The organism is Micromonospora tarensis, from assembly GCF_016803395.1.
GTDB lineage: Bacteria > Actinomycetota > Actinomycetes > Mycobacteriales > Micromonosporaceae > Micromonospora > Micromonospora tarensis.
Genome location: NZ_JAEVHL010000132.1, coordinates 1 through 17,262, shown reverse-complemented (window position 1 = coordinate 17,262; position 17,262 = coordinate 1). Strand labels below are relative to the sequence as shown.

The following is a 17,262-nucleotide window of genomic DNA, read 5'->3' as shown; positions in this document are numbered from 1 at the left end:
GGCGGTGGCGAGCAGGCCACGCTGGCGCAGCGTCCTGGTAGGCGCGGGCGACGGTGGCGGGGCTGACCCCCAGCTCGGCGGCGAGCGCCCGCACGGGTGGCAGGGCGGCCCCCGGCGGGAGGGCACCGGTACGGATGCCCGACTCGACGCTCGCCGAAATCTCGGCGGCTGTCGTACCGGTGAGCTGATAGCGTGCTGACACAAATACAGGATTGTACTAGAACAAAGGGGCGCGCGCATGTATCCACCCACCGCCCGGACCACACCGAACCGCTCACGGGACCGGATGAGCTACGACGAGGCCGCCGCCCACGCGGTGCTCGACGAGGCATACGACTGCGCGCTGGCCTTCGTCGTCGAAGGCCAGCCCCGGGTGCTGCCCACCCTGCACGTCCGCATCGGCGACACGCTCTACCTGCACGGCTCCACCGGCAGCCGGCCGCTGCTCGCCGCCCGGGGCGACGACGGGCTGCCGGTCTGCGTCGCGGTGACGGTGCTCGACGGGCTGGTCTACGCCCGCTCCCAGTTCCACCACAGCGCCAACTACCGCTCGGTCGTCGCCCACGGCAACGCCCGACTGGTCACCGACGAGCGGGAGAAGAGCGCCATGCTCACCGCGTTGGTGGAGAAGGTGGGTGCGGGACGCAGCACGGCCTCCCGCCCACCGAGCCGGCGGGAGCTGGCCGAGACCGCGGTGCTGGCACTGCCGTTGCGCGAGGTCTCCGTCCGGGCCCGCAGCGGCGGGGTGCGCGAGGACGAGGACGACATGGACCTGCCGTACTGGGCGGGCGTGCTGCCGCTGCGGCTGACCCCCGGGGCACCCGAGCCGGACGCCGGGGTCACCGCGCCGCTGCCCGGGTACCTGCGGACGACCCGCACACCCTGGCACGATCCGGTGCCGCTGCACGGCGAGCACGTTCGGCTCGAGCCGTTGGCGTTGGCGCACACCGACGAGTTGCACGCCGCGACAGCGGACGCCGAGGTGTGGCGGCACCTCAGCGTCGGACAGCCGACCGCGCCGGCCGGGACCGCCGAGGTGATCACCACCGCCCTGGCCGCCCACCACCGGGGCGAGCGGGTGGCCTGGGTGCAGCGCTGCGCGGCGACCGGGGCGGTGGTCGGCAGCACGTCCTACTACGACATCGACCCGCAGCGACGGTCGGTGGCCATCGGGCACACCTTCCTCGGCCGGCGGTGGTGGCGTACCGGGATCAACACCGAGGCGAAGCTGTTGCTGCTCGGCCGGGCCTTCGACGACCTGGGCGCGGTCCGGGTGGCCTGGCACACCGACATCCGCAACGTCCGCTCGCAGGCGGCCATCGAACGGCTCGGCGCCACCCGGGAGGGGGTGCTCCGGATGCACCGGCAACGCCCGGACGGCTCCTGGCGGGACACCGTGACGTACGCGATGACCGTGCACGAGTGGCCGAACGCACAGCTCCGGCTCCGAGAAAGACTTCGCCGGACGGCACCGGTGGCGTGATGATGGCGGGCGTGCTGGGGATCACCGACATCTGGACGTACGTGCTGGGCACCGTGGCCATCATCCTGCTGCCCGGGCCGAACTCGCTCTTCGTGCTCTCCACCGCGGCCAAACGGGGCGTGGCGGCCGGCTACCGGGCCGCCGGCGGGGTGTTCGTCGGCGACGGGGTGCTGATGGTCCTCTCCGCCGCCGGAGTGGCGTCGCTGCTCAAGGCGTACCCGCCGCTCTTCCTGGTGATCAAGTACGCCGGCGCGGCGTACCTCGGTTATGTCGGGGTGACCATGCTGCGCGGCGCCGCGCGGCGCTGGCGCGACCGCAACGACCCGGGGGCGCCGCGGCTGATCGACGCGGCGGAGCCGGCGGCGATGCGCAGCCCGTTCCGCAAGGCGCTGGTGATCAGCCTGCTCAACCCGAAGGCGATCCTCTTCTTCATCTCGTTCTTCATCCAGTTCGTCGACCCCGGCTACGCCTGGCCGGCGCTGTCGTTCCTGCTGCTCGGGCTGATCGCCACGGCGACCAGCGCGCTGTACCTGACCGCGTTGATCTTCGCGGGCACCTTCCTGGCCACCCAGTTCCGCCAGCGCCGCCGCCTGGCGGCCGGCGGCACCACCGCCGTGGCCGCCCTCTTCCTGGCCTTCAGCCTCAAACTAGCCACCGCCACTGCCGGCTAACCCCCGCCCCCAGCATGGATGATCATGAAGTTGTCACCACTCGCCCCGGCGTGTCGTGGCAACAACTTCATGATCAACGAAGGTGGGAACCGGGGGGTTAGGTGCCGTCGCCGCCGGAGCCGCCTCCTACGCCGGCGGCGCCGGCGGTGCCGCCGAGGCCGTAGCCGGGGCGGACCGGCTCGTCGGGGTGGCGGCTGACGTGGGCGGACCCGGCGATCTGCGCGGACCAGTCGGTGTGCGCGGCGGCTGCGGCGTGCCGGTTGATCGCCTGGCGGATCCAGCCGTCCACTGTGGCGACCCAGTCGCGCTGGTCGGCGCTCTCGTGCCAGATCCGGAACCGGCTGATGCTCTGGTGCGTGATCCCGGCCAGCGCCAACCGGCGGTCCATCCAGAGGATCGCCTCCAGGCCCGCCGAGTTGGTCACGAAGATCACCTCCAACTCGGTGATCGGCCCGGCGTAGAGCGGCCCCACCCAGTAGCCCCAGCGCTGGTGCAGCGGCAGGGTGTGCTCCACCCCGGGTAGCCCGCCCTCCTGCAACCCAGCCTGGCGGATCATGAAGCCCAGCGTGTCCAGCGCCGCCAACACGTGCTGCTGGGTGGGGATCGGGTGCACGAAGACCGGCACCATCGCGCCCTGGTCGAGGTCGGGGTCGAGGGACACCTCGGTACGCAGGCCCATCCGCAGGCTCAGCAGCGGCACCCCGCCGAAGATGGTCACCGGGGTCTCCCAGGGCAGCGGCAACGCGAAGTCGACAGCCCGCCGCCGACCGGCCGGCACCACGAACCGGCCGGCGACCGGCATCTGGTGGAACTGCACGAGACGTCGGGGCGCGGCCGGGTCGTCCGGCTCGACGGTCGTGACCAGGCCGAGCCGGATGTGCCGGACCAGCACGTCCGCCGGCCCGGCCGCGACCGTCACCCGCCCCGGCAGGCGCAGGCCCGGCCGGGTGCTCGGGTTGGCGAGCGTGGTCTGCACGGACACCCCGGTCCCGCCGGAGTCCGAAGACACACCCGTCAGCCGCACCGCGCGCCCCCTTCCGGTACGGGCCCGGTCAGCCCCCACCAGCGCCGCCTACCCGGTCGAGGGGATCTCACGCCCGGTCCGGCGGCGTCACGGCGGCACCGACCCGGCCGCGCTCGATCAGCGCGGCCGGGCCGACAACTCAGCGGAGCCGCCGCCCGCGCGGCACGGTGTCGGTCTCGTCGTCGAACTCACCGATGACCTCCTCCAGGAGGTCCTCCAGCGCCACGAAGCCGATCGGCCGGGCCGGGCCACCACCGTTGCGCACCAACGCGAGCTGCGACTGCCGGGCCCGCATCGCCGTCACCGCCTCGGTGACCGACGACGTCGCGGGCAGCGTGAACGCGGGCGTCATGAGCTCCCCGGCGGTGGCGACCCGGCCGGTGGTGACCACCCGCACCGCCTCCCGCACGTGCACCAGGCCACAGACGTCGCCCGCCTCGTCCAGCACCGCGAGCCGCGATCGCCCGCTGTCCCGGCTGACCTCCTCGATCCGCCCGGCCGGGTCGTCGCGACGGACGGTGACCATGGTGGCGAACGGCTCCATCACCTGCGCCACCGACGTGCCCTGCAACTCCAGCATGCTGGTCAGCAGCTGGTGCTGCTCGGCGCCGAGCAGCCCGTGTTCCCGGGACTGCTCCAGCAGGATGCGCAGCTCGTCCGGGCCGTGCACCTGGGCGAGCTGGTCCTGCTGGTTGACCCCGAACAGCCGCAGGATCGCGTTGGCCAGGGCGTTGAGCGCGGAGAGCACCGGCCGGGAGACCCGGGCGAAGGCGCGGAACGGCAGCGCGAGCAGCGTCGCCGAGCGTTCCGCGTCGGTGATCGCCCACGACTTCGGCGCCATCTCCCCCACCACCAGGTGCAGGAAGGTCACCAACGCCAGCGCGAAGACCAGGGCGACCAGGTGGCTGGCCGCGTCCGGCAGGCCCACCGCGTGCAGCAGCGGGCTGATCAGGTGCTCGATCGCCGGCTCGGCCAACGCACCGAGCCCCAGCGTGCACAGCGTGATGCCGAGCTGCGCGCCGGCCAGCATCAACGACAGCTCCCGGACACCGTCCAGCGCGGCCCGCGCCGCCCGGCCGCCGGTGGCCGCCGCCTGCTCCAGTCGGTACCGCTTGCTGGCCACCAGGGCGAACTCGGCGGCCACGAAGAACCCGTTCAGCGCCAGCAGGATCACCGAGCTGAACAGCGCGATCCCGGGGCTCACGCGGTCACCTCCGGCCGGGTGAGCTGCAACCGCACCGAGTCGGCCACGTGCCGATCCACGGCCAGCACCTCGACCAGCGCCCGAGGCTCCGCCTCGCCGGCCTCGACCTCCGCGCCCTCGGGCAGCAGGCTGATCTCCAGCCGGTCACCGACCTCGGGCACCCGGCCCAGCTCCCGCATCACCAACCCGGACAGGGTGTCGTACTCCGGGGCCTCGGGCAGGGCGATGCCGGTGCTGTCGGCGACCTCGTCGATCCGCCAGCGGGCCGGCACCACCCAGGACCCGTCGTCCTGCCGGGCCGGCGCCCGCTCCGGTGGGTCGTCCTCGTCCCGGATCGGGCCGACCAGCTCCTCGGCGATGTCCTCCAGCGTGATCACGCCGGCGAAGCCGCCGTACTCGTCGACCACGCACGCCATCTGCCGGTGCCCGGACCGCAGCCGGTCGAGCACCGTGGGCAGGGGCAACGTCTCCGGTACGAGCAGCGGCGGCCCGGCCACCGCGTTCACCGGGGTGGTGGCCCGCCTCTCGGGCGGTACGCCGAGCACGTCGGCGATGCCGACGACGCCGATCAGGTCGTCGACGCCCTCCGCGCCGCGCACCGGGAAGCGGGAGTGGCCGGTGTCCAGCAGCTCGACCACCCGGCTCACCGGCTCGTGCGCCCGTACGGTGTGCACGTCGACCCGGGGCACCATGGCCTCTCCGGCGGTCAGCTCGCGGAAGTCGAGACCTCGGTCGAGCAGCGTGGACATCTCCACGTCCAGGCTGCCCTCCTCGCGGGACTCGGCGATGATCTGCTCCAGGTCGGCCGGGGTGGCACCACTGGGCAGCTCCTCGATCGGTTCGATGCCGACCCGGCGCAGCAGCCGGACCGACGCCCGGTCGAAGAGCCGGATCACCGGCCCGGCGACGGCCAGGTAGACCAGGGTGGACCGGCTCAGCGCCCGAGCCAACGGCTCGGCCCGGGCGATGGCCAGGTTCTTCGGGGCCAGCTCACCGAGGACCATCTGGACCACGGTGGCGATGATCAGGGCCAGCGCCACCGAGAGCGGCAGACTGATCGCCTCGCTGACGCCGGCCACACCGAGCAGGTCGGCGAGGCCGCCGCCCAGGTACGGCTCGGCGACGTAACCGACCAGCAGGGCGGTGACGGTGATGCCGAGTTGGGCGCCGGAGAGCATGAAGGAGAGCCGGCTGGTGACGGTCAGCGCCCGGGCGGCGGCCTGGTCGCCGTCATCGGCGAGCTGGCGCAGCTTGCCCCGGTCCACGGCCACATAGCCGAACTCCTGCGCCACGAAGTAACCGGTGGCGGCAGTAAGAAGGATGATCAGAAGGAGACCAACGACGATCAACACGGGTCGCTCAGGGCTCCCGGGGTCGTCGGTACGGGGATATGCCGGGCACGACCCGGCTGGCTACTGCTGCCCTCCTGGGCAGAGGAGTCGATCATGCCGCTATTTTATCGGCGCTGGCTGGGACTCCGCTGGGGGTGGGCCGAAGGAGCGGATCGTCCGTTTCGCCAGGTCCGCCCCGGTGGTCACGCCGGGCCCGCCGACCCACCACCGGAGCCGCGCTCGGCCAGCTCGTCGGCGTCGAGCAGGCCCCGGTCGAGCCGCCCCGACCGGTACGCGGCCCGCCCGATCATCTGGGCCGCGACCGGCGCGGTCGCCAGTTGGAAGACCGCCACCAGCAGGACCATGCCCAGATCCGCCGGCGAGCGCAGCCGCAACGCGATACCCAGCAGCAACAGCAGCACGCCGAGCACCTGCGGCTTGGTCGCCGCGTGCATCCGCGACAGCGCGTCCGGGAACCGCAGCACGCCGATCGCGGCGGCCAGCCCGAGCAGCGCGCCGCCGACCAGACAACCGGCCCCGACCCAGTCGGCGACAGTGGCGATCACCGCTGCTCCCGGACGGCGAAGCGGACCAGCGACACCGAGCCCACGAAACCGAGCAGGGAGAGCACCACCAGCACGGGCAGGGTGGTGGCGTGCCGGTTCACCGCCGCCTCGGCGCCCACCGCGCCGACCATGGTGGCGAGCAGCATGTCCGCGGCGATCACCCGGTCCACCAGCGACGGGCCACGGTAGAGGCGGGTGAGGGCGAGCAGCGCGGTCACCGACAACAACACGGTGAGGACGACGGCCAGGAACATGATCACGGTCGGGTTCCCCTCTCGGGTGACGCGGTCTCGACGCGGCGCAGCTCGGCGCCGGACCCCACCGTCCGGACGATGCGCCGCTCGATGATCAGGGCTCGTTCCCGGGCCACGTCCAGGTCGGCCGGCTCGTGGGTGTCCAGCACGTGCAGGTAGAGCGTCCCGGAGTCCCGGTCCACCTCGAGGATCAGCGTGCCCGGCACCAACGAGACGGCCTCGGCGGTGAGCGCCAGGTTCAGGTCGCTGGGCACCCGCAACCGAACCGCGATGATCGCTCCGCGCGGCCGGTAACCGGGCTGCACGGCGATCCGGGCGACGTGCAGGCTCGCGCGCACCAGCTCGACGGCGAACCGGCCCGCGAACACCAGCAGCGCCCGGGGCCGCAGCCGGCCGGCGAAGCTGATCGCCGGCAGCGGGAAGAAGACCAGTACCGCCCCGCCCACCAGCAGGCCACCGGCCAGGTTGGCCCAGTTGATGTCGCCCCAGAGCAGGCCCCAGACCACCACCAGCCAACCGAGCGCCACCGCCTGGTCCCGCCACCGCCCGAACCGGCCGCGCGCCGGCTGCGACCCGGCGGCGTCCCGGGCCGACGGCGAGCCGGTCACGGTACGCCCCCGGGGAACACGGCACGGACGTACGGGGTGCGCAGGCGCAGGTCCGCCGCGGCGTCCGCGGTGACGTCGAAGAGCGGCCCGGCCAGCGCCGTCAGCGCCAGCCCGAGGGCGACCAGGGCCACGGTGGCCCCGACCATCAGCTTCGGCAGCCGGACGACCGGCTCGTTGGTGGCCAGCCGAGGCGAACGCCAGAACGCGATGTTCCACACCCGGGATGCCACGTAGAGGGTGAGCAGGCTGGTCAGCGTGCCCGCCGCGACCAGCACCCCGGGCAGCGGCCCACCGGCTGCCACCCCGGCCTGGAGCAGGCCGAGCTTGCCGAGGAAGCCGGAGAACGGTGGCACCCCGGCGAGGTTCATGGCCGGCACGAAGAACAGCACGCCGAGCAGTGGCGCCGCCCGGGCCAGCCCGCCGATGCGGCGCAGGTCGGTGCTGCCGGCGCGCTCCTCGACCAGCCCCGCGACGAGGAACAGCGTGGTCTGGATGGTGATGTGGTGCACCACGTAGAAGATCGCGCCGGAGAGCCCGGCGGCGGTGCTCAACGCCACCCCGAAGATCATGTAGCCGATGTGACTGACCAGGGTGAACGAGAAGAGCCGTTTCATGTCGGCCTGGGCCACCGCGCCGAGGATGCCGACCACCATGGTCAGCCCGGCGACCACCATGAGCAATTTGTCCGCGTGCCCACCGGGAAACAGCAACGTCTCGGTACGGATGATCGCGTAGACCCCGACCTTGGTGAGCAGGCCCGCGAAGACCGCGGTGACCGGGGCCGGCGCGGTCGGATAGCTGTCCGGCAGCCAGGCCGAGAGCGGAAAGACCGCCGCCTTGATCGCGAAGGCAAGCAGCAGCATCAGCTCCAGCGCCAGCCGGACGCCGTCGGGCAGGTCGTCGAGGCGCTGGGCGAGCTGCGCGAGGTTGAGCGTGCCGGTGGCCGCGTACACCAGACCCACCGACGTCAGGAAGAGCATCGAGGACAGGATGCTGACCACCACGTACGTCGACCCGGTCCGGATCCGGGTCTCGGTGCCGCCCAGGGTGATCAGCACGAAGCTGGCGGCCAGCAGGATCTCGAACCCCACGAAGAGGTTGAACAGGTCACCAGCCAGGAACGCGTTGGTCACGCCCGCGGTGAGCACCAGATACGTCGGGTGGAAGATCGACACCGGCGTCGTCTCGCTCGTCTCGCTGCGGCCCTGGCCGACCGAGTAGAGCAGCACGCACAGGGTCACCGCCGAGGAGACCACGAGCATCAGCGCGGCGAGTTGATCGGCTACCAGGACGATGCCGACCGGCGGCGGCCACGCGCCGACCGCCACCACCACCGGCCCGTACCGGTACGCCTGCACCAGCAGCACCACCGCCACGGCGAGGGTGCCGCCCAGACAGAGCACGCTTATCGCGCGCTGGAGTCGGGGCATCCCGGCCAGCAGCAGGGTCAGCGCCGCGGCCAGCAACGGCACCACCACCGGCAGCGGCACCAGCATGCTCAGCACGTCTCGTCCCCCCGTCGCAACCGGCGCCGGGCGGGCTCGGGATCGACCTGCTCCGGGTCGCCGCCCGGGCCCTCCCCACCCCGGTCGACGGTGCTCACCTCGTGCCGCCCGGCCCGACGGATGATCTGCCGGTCCTCCAGGTCGTCGGGCACCTCGTCGTCGCCGGAGAGATACCAGCTGCGGTAGGCCACGGCGAGCAGGAACGCGGTGAAGCCGAACGTGATCACGATGGCCGTCAACACCATCGCCTGCGGCAGCGGATCACTCATCCGGTCCACCGGTCCGGTGCCGACGACGGGCGCCGCACCGGACCGCCCGCCCAACAGGATCAACAGGTTGACCCCGTTGCCGAGGAGGATCACCCCGAGCAGGATCCGGGTGAGGGTGCGCTCCAACAGCAGGATCACCCCGCAACCGACGAGCACCGCGACGGCCAGCACCAACACCAGCGTCGGCCCCGCGCCGCTCGCCCTCATGCCCGGTCGCCCTTGTCGACGGCGAGGCCACCGGTGGCCTCGCCGGTGGCCTCGATGTGTCGATCCACCTCGGCACCGAGGCTGCGCAGGATGTCCAGCACCAGCCCGACCACGACCAGGTACACGCCGATGTCGAAGAAGAGCGAGGTGACCAGGTGGAGGTCACCGACCAGCGGCAGGTGCTGGTCGACCTTGGCGCTCTCCAGCACCGAACCACCGACCAGCAGCGCCACCACACCGCTGCCCACCGACACCGCGAGGCCGGCCCCGAGGATCGCGCCGGCGCCGATCGGGGCGCCTCGGTCAGCTCGTACCGGCCGCCGGCCAGATAGCGGACCACCAGGGCGAGCCCCGCCACCAGACCACCGGCGAAGCCGCCGCCCGGCGCGTTGTGGCCGGAGAAGAGCAGGAACAGCGAGAACAGCACCACGGTGTGAAAGATCAACCGGATGACCACCTCCAACACGATCGAGCGGCGCTCCTCGTACAGGGTGGGCCCGCCGCGCAGCCACACCGGCCGGTCGGGTCCGGTCACCCGCCGGCCCGCCTCCGGCCGGCGTGGGCGCGGCCCGGTGCGGGACCGCTCGAAGATCAGGCTGGCCACCCCTGTCGCCGCCACCACCAGCACCGCCAGCTCACCCATCGTGTCCCAGGCCCGGATGTCGACAAGGGTCACGTTGACCACGTTGCGGCCGTACCCGTGCACCACCGCGAGATCCGGGAAGGCGGCGGAGATGTCCGGTGCCCGGCGGGCACCCGCGGCGGTGAGGGCCAGCCCGGCGGTCACCACGCCCACCGCCACCCCGATCGCCCGACGGACCCAGCGGGTGCGGCGCAGCGGGCGGGCCGAGAACCGCTCCGGCAGGCGACGCAGCACCAACACGAAGACCGCGATCGTCGCGGTCTCCACCAGGAACTGGGTGAGCGCCAGGTCAGGCGCTCCATAGAGGACGAACAGCATCGCGGTGCCGTAGCCGGTCATCCCCACCAGGAGCATCGCGGTCAGGCGGCGGCGCGCGCCGACCGCCAACACCGCCGCCACCGCGATCACCACCAGGACCACCAGTTGCAGCGGGCTGTCCCAGAGCGGGATCCGCGCCCGCCACGGGCTCGCCGAGAGCATCGCCGCACCGGGCACCAGCACCAGGGTGACCAGGATGATGCCCAGATACTGCGGCAGGGAGCCCCGCTGGGTCGCTCCGGTGACCTCGATGGCAAACCGGTCGAACCGGCCCACGATCCACTCGTACCCCTGGTTGCCGCCCACCGGCGCACGGAGCCGGGCCAGCACCGGGGCGAGCGGTCCGCGCGCGGCGAAGAGCAGGCCGCCGCCGGCGAACGCCAGCACGGACAGGCCGAGCGCCGGGGTCGGGCCGGCCCAGAGCGCCAGGTGCGCGTGCACCGCGCCGAGCAGATCGGCGTACGGGCGCAGCAGGCCGTCCAGCACACCCGCCGCCGGTCCGGCGAGCAGGCCGACCCCGGCGAGCACCCCGGGCGGGACCAGCAGCGACACGGCGATCGGCACCGGCTGGACCGGTGCCACACCGGGGCGGTCGGCGAACGCGCCCCAGAGGAAGCGCGCGCTGTACGCGACAGTGAGCATCGTCCCGGCGACCAGCCCGGTGAGCAGCGCCGGCTGGTCGGTGAACGCCGCGAACACCGCCTCCTTGGCCACGAAGCCGACCAACGGCGGCACCCCGGCCATCGATGCCGCCGCCAGCACCGCGACCACGAACAACGGCCGGGACCAGCGCCGCAGGCCGGACAGCTCGCGCAGGTCGCGGGTGCCGGCACCGTGGTCGATGATGCCGACCACCAGGAACAACGCCGCCTTGAACAGGGCGTGCGCCAGCAGCATCGCGGTCCCGGCCAGGGCGGCGTCCGGCGTGCCCGACCCGGTCACCGCGACCAGCAGGCCGAGCTGACTGACCGTGCCGTAGGCCAGCAGCAGCTTCAGGTCGGTCTGCCGCAGCGCCGCCCAACCGCCGAGGAGCATGGTGGCCACCCCGGTGACCTGCACCACCGGCCGCCACGGACCGACAGTGGCGAGCACCGGTGCGAGCAGCCCGACCAGGTAGACGCCGGCCTTGACCATGGCGGCGGCGTGCAGGTACGCGCTGACCGGGGTGGGTGCCGCCATCGCGACCGGCAGCCAGGAGCTGAACGGCAGCACCGCCGACTTGGACAGCGCGCCGACCAGGATCAGCAGCACCGCGCCCACCAGGTACCCGCCGCCGGGCAGGGGTGCGGCGGCGATCTCCGACCACCGGTAGGTGCCGGCGTGCGCACCCAGCACGATGAACCCGACGAGCATGGCGAGGCCGCCAAGCGTGGTGACGGTCAGCGCCTGCGCCGCCGCCCACCGGCTGGAGCGCCGCTCGGTGCTGTGCCCGATCAGCAGGTACGAGAAGATCGTGGTCAGCTCCCAGCCGACGTAGAGCAGCAGCAGGTCGTCGGCGAACACCAGCAGGAGCATCGCGCCGGCGAAGGCCACCAGGACCCCGGCGAACTGCGCCAGCCCGGTGGAGCCGGCGCGGAAGTAGCGGGCGCTGTAGACCAACACCAACGCGCCGACGCCGCCGATCAGCAGTGTCATCAGCCAGGACAGCGTGGTGAGCCGGAGCGCGATGTGCAGGCCCAACTGCTGGATCCACGGGTACGTCTCGACCACCGCCCCGCCGTCCCGGACGGCCGGGGTGCGGGTCACCGCCCAGCCGAACGCGGCGGCCGGTGCCAGCGCCAGCGGGTAGCACGCCTGCCGACCCCACCGGCGGACGAGCACTGGCGCGAGGACGGCGGCCACGACGTGGAGGATGAGCAGTACCAGCACCCGCGCTCCCGATCGTGGTGGCCGGCGCCCGTGGCAGCGGTGACGCCTAGCAGCGATCAGACGACAGTTTGTTGTTTGACGGGCGGTTTTGCCGGAATTCGTCCGTCGGTGGCGCGGGGATGCTCACCACCGGTGACGCCGGGATGCCGGCGGCCGTTCAACGCAGCAGGGCGTCGCCGACGGGCTGCGCGTCCTCCGGCGCGGGGCGTCGCGACGCAGCTCGGCCAGCAGGTCGGATCGACCGAGCTGGCGCGCGACCCGGTCGACCACCCGCTCCGCGGCGGTCAGCGACCGCACCGAGAGCAGCCGGCCCCGGCTCTCGCGACGCAGCACGAAGTAGTGGACCGCGACGCGGACCTGGCCGCGATCGGCGGCGCTGGCCTGGGCGGTGCACAGCACCAGCTCCCGCAGGCAGTGGGCGAGGAGTTCGGCGAGTTCGAGCTCGGGGCCGTGCAGACCGGCGCGGAGCGCGGCGAGGTGGCCGTCGACCTTGCGAATCAGCACGTCGGTGCCCGGTTCGATGACGCGCCGCTCGCCAGCCATCACACCCCTCACCCCGGTTCGCGTTGCGGGTGAAGTTACTTTATGTTGCTCCCTAGAAGCAAGCAGTTAAGTGAGACTTAACGTATTAAGCGCACCTTCCACGCTTTTTGCTTTTTGTTGGCGTATTCCACGCTGGGTCGTTCGTCGTTGTCGTACCGGCGGGGCACGATGGACCGGTGACCGGGGCAGACGCAGACGCCGGCGCGGTGCTGGCCAGCTTCGGTGCGGCCACCCGCGCCTGGTTCGACGCCGCCTTCGCCGCGCCCACCGCCGCGCAGACCGGCGCCTGGCAATCAATCGCCGCCGGCCGTAACGCCCTCGTGGTGGCACCGACCGGCTCCGGCAAAACACTCGCGGCCTTCCTCTGGTCGCTGGACCGGCTGGCCGGCGAGCCCGCGCCGGCCGAGGCTCGCCAGCGGTGCCGGGTGCTCTACGTCAGCCCCCTCAAGGCCCTCGCCGTCGACGTGGAGCGCAACCTGCGCGCCCCGCTGGCCGGCATCCGGCAGGCGGCCACCCGGCTGGGTGTGGCACCGCCCGACATCACCGTCGGCATGCGCACCGGCGACACCCCGGCCGACGAGCGACGGGCCTTCGCCCGCACCCCGCCGGACATCCTCATCACCACACCGGAGTCGCTGTTCCTGCTGCTCACCTCCGCCGCCCGCGACTCACTGCGGGGCGTCCAGACGGTGATCGTCGACGAGGTGCACGCGGTGGCCGGCAGCAAGCGGGGCGCCCACCTCGCGCTCTCCCTCGAACGCCTCGACGAGCTGCTGCCCACCCCGGCGCAACGCATCGGCCTCTCGGCCACCGTCCGACCGATCGACGCCTGCGCGCGGTTTCTCGGCGGCGCCCGCCCGGTCGACGTGGTGCAGCCGGCCACCCCGAAGACCATCGAGGTCAGCGTGCAGGTCCCGGTGCAGGACATGACCCGCCTCGACGAGCAGGAGCAGCCTCCGGAGGACGACCTCGGCGGTCCCGGCCCGCGTCGGGCGTCGATCTGGCCGGCGGTCGAGGAGCGGGTCTTCACCCTCATCGGGCAGCACCGTTCGACGATCGTCTTCACCAACTCGCGCCGCAGTGCCGAACGCCTCTGCGCCCGGCTCAACGAGTTGGCCGCCGAGGCGGTGACCGACGAAGCGGGCAAGGCCGCGATCGGTCTTCGGCCCAACCGGCCACCGGCCGAGGTGATGGCCCAGTCCGGCGCGGCCGGCGGCGCGACGCCCGTGATCGCCCGCGCCCACCACGGCAGCGTCTCCCGGGAGGAGCGCAAGCACATCGAGGAGGCGCTCAAGTCAGGTCAGCTCCCGGCGGTGGTGGCCACCAGCAGCCTGGAGCTGGGCATCGACATGGGCGCGGTCGACCTGGTGGTGCAGATCGAGGCCCCGCCCAGCGTCGCCGCCGGGCTGCAACGGGTCGGCCGGGCCGGGCACCAGGTGGGCGCCGTCTCCCGCGGGGTGGTTTTCCCCAAGCACCGCGGCGACCTGCTCTCCTGCGCGGTGGTCGCCGAGCGGATGACCGACGGCGCGATCGAGGAGCTGCACTACCCGCGCAACCCGCTGGACGTGCTGGCCCAGCAGATCGTCGCGATGGTGGCGCTGGAGCCGTGGCCGCTCGCCGACCTGGCCCTGCTGGTCCGTCGGGCCGCCCCCTTCGCCGAGCTGCCCGATTCGGCGCTGCACGCGGTGTTGGACATGCTCTCCGGCCGCTACCCGTCCACCGCGTTCGCCGAGCTGCGTCCCCGACTGGTCTGGGACCGGGCCACCGACCTGCTCACCGGCCGTCCCGGCGCACAGCGACTCGCGGTGACCAGCGGTGGCACCATTCCCGACCGGGGTCTGTTCGGGGTCTTCCTGGCCGGCGCGGAGCGGGCCGCCCGGGTCGGCGAGCTGGACGAGGAGATGGTCTACGAGTCCCGGGTCGGTGACGTCTTCCTGCTCGGCTCCTCCTCCTGGCGGATCGAGGAGATCACCCCCGACCGGGTGCTGGTCTCGCCCGCGCCCGGGCAGGCCGCGCGCATGCCGTTCTGGAAGGGCGACCAGCTGGGCCGCCCCGTCGAGCTGGGCCGGGCCATCGGTGCCCGGGTGCGCACCCTGCTACGGCAGAGTGACGAGGCGGCCCTGACCGCACTCCGCGACGGCGGGCTGGACGACTGGGCCGCCGGCAACCTGATGGCCTACCTGCGCGACCAGCGGGAGGCCACCCGCTCGCTGCCCGACGACCGCACGATCGTGGTCGAACGGTTCCGCGACGAGCTGGGCGACTGGCGGCTCGCCGTGCACAGCGTGCTCGGCGCCCGGGTGAACGGGCCGTGGGCCCTCGCGGTGGGCCGCCGACTGGCCGAACGGTACGGGGTGGACGCCCAGGTGATGCCCTCCGACGACGGCATCGTGGTGCGCCTGCCCGACACCGCCGACGAACCTCCCGGCGCCGACGTGGTGGTCTTCGAGCCGGACGAGATCGCCCAGCTGGTCGAGGAGGCGGTCGGCACCTCCGCCCTCTTCGCCGCCCGCTTCCGGGAGTGCGCGGCCCGGTCGCTCCTGCTGCCCCGCCGCGACCCGCGCCGCCGCCAACCGCTCTGGCAGCAACGGCAGCGCGCCGCGCAGCTGCTCGACGTCGCCCGGGAGTACGCGGACTTCCCGGTCACCCTGGAGGCCGCCCGGGAGTGCCTTCAGGACGTCTTCGACCAGCCGGCGCTGGCCGGGCTGATGCGCGACCTGGCCACCCGCAAGGTGCGTCTGGTCGAGGTGGAGACCAGCGCGCCGTCCCCGTTCGCGCGGTCGTTGCTCTTCGGCTATGTCGGCGCCTTCCTCTACGAGGGCGACGCCCCGCTGGCCGAGCGCCGCGCCGCCGCACTCGCGCTCGACTCCACCCTCCTCGGTGAGCTGCTCGGCCGGGTCGACCTGCGCGAGTTGCTCGACCCGACGGTGCTCGCCGAGACCGACCGGCAGCTGCGCTGGCTGACCGAGCAACGTCGCCCCCGCGACGCCGAGGACGTCGTCGAGTTGCTGCGGGTGCTCGGTGACCTGAGCGACGCCGAGTTGACCGGGCGGGGGGTGCCGCAGACCTGGCTCACCGAGCTGGAGGCGACCCGTCGGGCGCTGCGGGTGCGGATCGCGGGCGAGCAGCGCTGGGTCGGTGTGGAGGATGCCGCCCGCCTGCGCGACGCCCTCGGCGTGGCACTGCCGGTGGGGGTGGCCGAGGCGTACCTCGCCCCGGTGGCCGACCCGCTCGGTGACCTGGTGGCCCGCTACGCCCGCACCCATGGGCCGTTCGCCGCCGCCAGCTGCGCGGCGCGCTTCGGGCTCGGCGTGTTCGTCGTCGAGCAGGCGCTGCGCCGGCTCGGCGCGACCGGGCGGGTGGTGTCCGGCGAGTTCACCCCGGATTCGGCCGGTGCGCAGTGGTGCGACGCCGAGGTGCTGCGGATGCTGCGCCGCCGCTCGCTCGCCGCGCTGCGTCGGGAGATCGAGCCGGTGCCGCCCCGGGCGCTCGCCACATTCCTGCCCCGTTGGCAGCAGGTCGGCTCGTCCGCCCGAGGTGTGGAGGCGCTCGCCGCGACAGTGGAGCAGTTGCAGGGCGCCGCGGTGCCGGCGTCCGCCCTGGAGCGGTTGGTGCTGCCCGCGCGGGTCGCCGACTACTCCCCCGCCCAACTCGACGAGCTCTGCGCGAGCGGGGAGGTCGTCTGGGCGGGGTCGGGCGCGATCTCCGGAGGTGACGGCTGGGTCACCCTGGCGTACGCGGACACCGCCGCGCTGCTGCTTGCGCCGCCGGACGAGGCGTTGACCCGCACCCCGCTGCACGAGGCGGTGCTCGACGCGCTCGGCGACGGGCAGGCGCTGTTCTTCCGCTCGCTGGCCGACCGGGTCGGTTCGACCGACGACGCCGCGCTGACCGGGGTGATCTGGGACCTGGTCTGGGCCGGGCACCTCACCAACGACACCCTCGCCCCGCTGCGCGCGGTGCTCGGTGCCGGGGGCGCGCACCGCTCACGACCGTCCGCCCCACGCACCCGCTACCGGCGGCCCGGCCGGGTGGCGCTGCCCACCCGGGGTGGTCCGCCGACCGTCGCCGGTCGCTGGTCGCGCCTGCCGGATCGGGACCTCGACCCGACCCGGCGGGCCGCCGCGCTCGCCGACCTGCTGCTGGAGCGGCACGGGGTGGTCACCCGCGGCGCGGTGCTGGCCGAGCAGGTGGTCGGTGGCTTCTCCGCCGTCTACCCGGTGCTGTCCGCGCTGGAGGAACGTGGCGCGGCCCGTCGGGGTTACTTCGTCGAAGGGTTGGGTGCGGCGCAGTTCGCGGTGCCCGGCGCGGTGGATCGGCTCCGCGCGCTGGCTGAGCCGACCGACGGCAACCGGGGCCGGGGCGCGTCCGCCACCGTGCTCGCCGCTACCGATCCGGCGAATCCGTACGGCGCGGCGCTGCCCTGGCCGGAACGGGTGGTCGACTCCGGCGACGGATCCGCCCCGGCCACCGGGCACCGGGCCGGCCGCAAGGCGGGCGCCCTGGTGGTGCAGGTCGGCGGCGACCTCGTCCTCTATGTCGAGCGCGGCGGCCGGACACTGCTCTCCTTCAGCGACGACACCGACACCCTGGCCGCCGCCGGCAAGGCGCTCGCCGACGCCGTCCACTCCGGCGCGCTGGGCGCGATGTCGGTGGAGCGGGCCGACGGCGAGGCGGTGCACTCCTCACCGCGTGCGGGACGCGCTGACCGCCGCCGGCTTCCGGGCCACCCCACGCGGGCTGCGCCTGCGCGGCTGACCGGCCCAT

The 17,262-nt window shown here is 73.4% G+C and carries 11 protein-coding genes and 3 pseudogenes; 3 read left to right on the top strand and 11 right to left on the bottom strand.

Annotation, left to right across the window (positions count from 1 at the left end; translation table 11 throughout):
- Positions 1–202, bottom strand: a pseudogene (locus tag JM949_RS22595) (GntR family transcriptional regulator); the annotation flags it as partial.
- Between the two features lie 36 nt (positions 203–238).
- Between JM949_RS22595 and JM949_RS22590 the strand changes: the two are divergent.
- Together JM949_RS22590 and leuE are read left to right on the top strand one after the other, a co-directional pair.
- On the top strand, positions 239–1,483 hold the full coding sequence (locus tag JM949_RS22590; RefSeq protein WP_203150351.1) for a bifunctional pyridoxamine 5'-phosphate oxidase family protein/GNAT family N-acetyltransferase: 1,245 nt from the start codon (positions 239–241) through the stop codon (positions 1,481–1,483).
- Positions 1,483–2,154, top strand: coding sequence for a leucine efflux protein LeuE (gene leuE, locus JM949_RS22585; RefSeq protein ID WP_203150350.1), 672 nt, complete (start codon positions 1,483–1,485; stop codon positions 2,152–2,154). The genes JM949_RS22590 and leuE overlap by 1 nt, the downstream gene beginning before the upstream one ends.
- Positions 2,155–2,251: 97 nt before the next feature.
- Here the strand turns inward: leuE and JM949_RS22580 are convergent, their stop codons facing one another.
- From JM949_RS22580 to JM949_RS22535, 10 genes and pseudogenes are all read right to left on the bottom strand, one after another.
- Positions 2,252–3,178, bottom strand: coding sequence for a sporulation protein (locus JM949_RS22580; RefSeq protein ID WP_203150349.1), 927 nt, complete (start codon positions 3,176–3,178; stop codon positions 2,252–2,254).
- A gap of 139 nt (positions 3,179–3,317) precedes the next feature.
- On the bottom strand, positions 3,318–4,382 hold the full coding sequence (locus tag JM949_RS22575; RefSeq protein WP_203150348.1) for a hemolysin family protein: 1,065 nt from the start codon (positions 4,380–4,382) through the stop codon (positions 3,318–3,320).
- Positions 4,379–5,734, bottom strand: coding sequence for a hemolysin family protein (locus JM949_RS22570; RefSeq protein ID WP_203150347.1), 1,356 nt, complete (start codon positions 5,732–5,734; stop codon positions 4,379–4,381). Before JM949_RS22570 ends, JM949_RS22575 begins: the two co-directional genes overlap by 4 nt.
- A gap of 182 nt (positions 5,735–5,916) precedes the next feature.
- Positions 5,917–6,276: a monovalent cation/H(+) antiporter subunit G gene (gene mnhG, locus JM949_RS22565; RefSeq protein ID WP_203150353.1), complete on the bottom strand. Its 360-nt coding sequence runs from the start codon at positions 6,274–6,276 to the stop codon at positions 5,917–5,919.
- Complete coding sequence (locus JM949_RS22560) at positions 6,276–6,539, bottom strand: monovalent cation/H+ antiporter complex subunit F (RefSeq protein WP_203150346.1); 264 nt, start codon at positions 6,537–6,539, stop codon at positions 6,276–6,278. Before JM949_RS22560 ends, mnhG begins: the two co-directional genes overlap by 1 nt.
- On the bottom strand, positions 6,536–7,141 hold the full coding sequence (locus JM949_RS22555) for a Na+/H+ antiporter subunit E (protein WP_203150345.1): 606 nt from the start codon (positions 7,139–7,141) through the stop codon (positions 6,536–6,538). Before JM949_RS22555 ends, JM949_RS22560 begins: the two co-directional genes overlap by 4 nt.
- A complete protein-coding gene (locus JM949_RS22550) occupies positions 7,138–8,643 on the bottom strand; it encodes a Na+/H+ antiporter subunit D (protein ID WP_203150352.1) in 1,506 nt (501 codons plus the stop codon). The genes JM949_RS22555 and JM949_RS22550 overlap by 4 nt, the downstream gene beginning before the upstream one ends.
- Positions 8,640–9,122 carry a Na(+)/H(+) antiporter subunit C gene (locus JM949_RS22545; RefSeq protein WP_203150344.1) on the bottom strand — a complete coding sequence of 161 codons (483 nt, stop codon included), beginning with the start codon at positions 9,120–9,122 and terminating at the stop codon, positions 8,640–8,642. The genes JM949_RS22550 and JM949_RS22545 overlap by 4 nt, the downstream gene beginning before the upstream one ends.
- Positions 9,123–9,277: 155 nt before the next feature.
- Positions 9,278–11,904: pseudogene (locus tag JM949_RS22540) on the bottom strand (Na+/H+ antiporter subunit A); the annotation flags it as partial.
- A 171-nt stretch (positions 11,905–12,075) separates the two neighbouring features.
- Positions 12,076–12,495 (bottom strand): hypothetical protein, encoded by a 420-nt coding sequence (locus tag JM949_RS22535; protein WP_407664800.1) that lies wholly within the window; start codon positions 12,493–12,495, stop codon positions 12,076–12,078.
- Between the two features lie 176 nt (positions 12,496–12,671).
- Here JM949_RS22535 and JM949_RS22530 point away from each other — a divergent pair.
- Positions 12,672–17,253: pseudogene (locus JM949_RS22530) on the top strand (ATP-dependent helicase).
- Positions 17,254–17,262 lie beyond the last annotated feature (9 nt).

Excerpts from the sequence above, each read along its gene's own strand:
- JM949_RS22590 (WP_203150351.1), top strand. The coding sequence starts at position 239 with ATGTATCCACCCACCGCCCGGACCACACCGAACCGCTCACGGGACCGG.
- leuE (WP_203150350.1), top strand. The coding sequence starts at position 1,483 with ATGATGGCGGGCGTGCTGGGGATCACCGACATCTGGACGTACGTGCTG.
- JM949_RS22545 (WP_203150344.1), bottom strand. The coding sequence starts at position 9,122 with ATGAGGGCGAGCGGCGCGGGGCCGACGCTGGTGTTGGTGCTGGCCGTC.
- JM949_RS22535 (WP_407664800.1), bottom strand. The coding sequence starts at position 12,495 with ATGGCTGGCGAGCGGCGCGTCATCGAACCGGGCACCGACGTGCTGATT.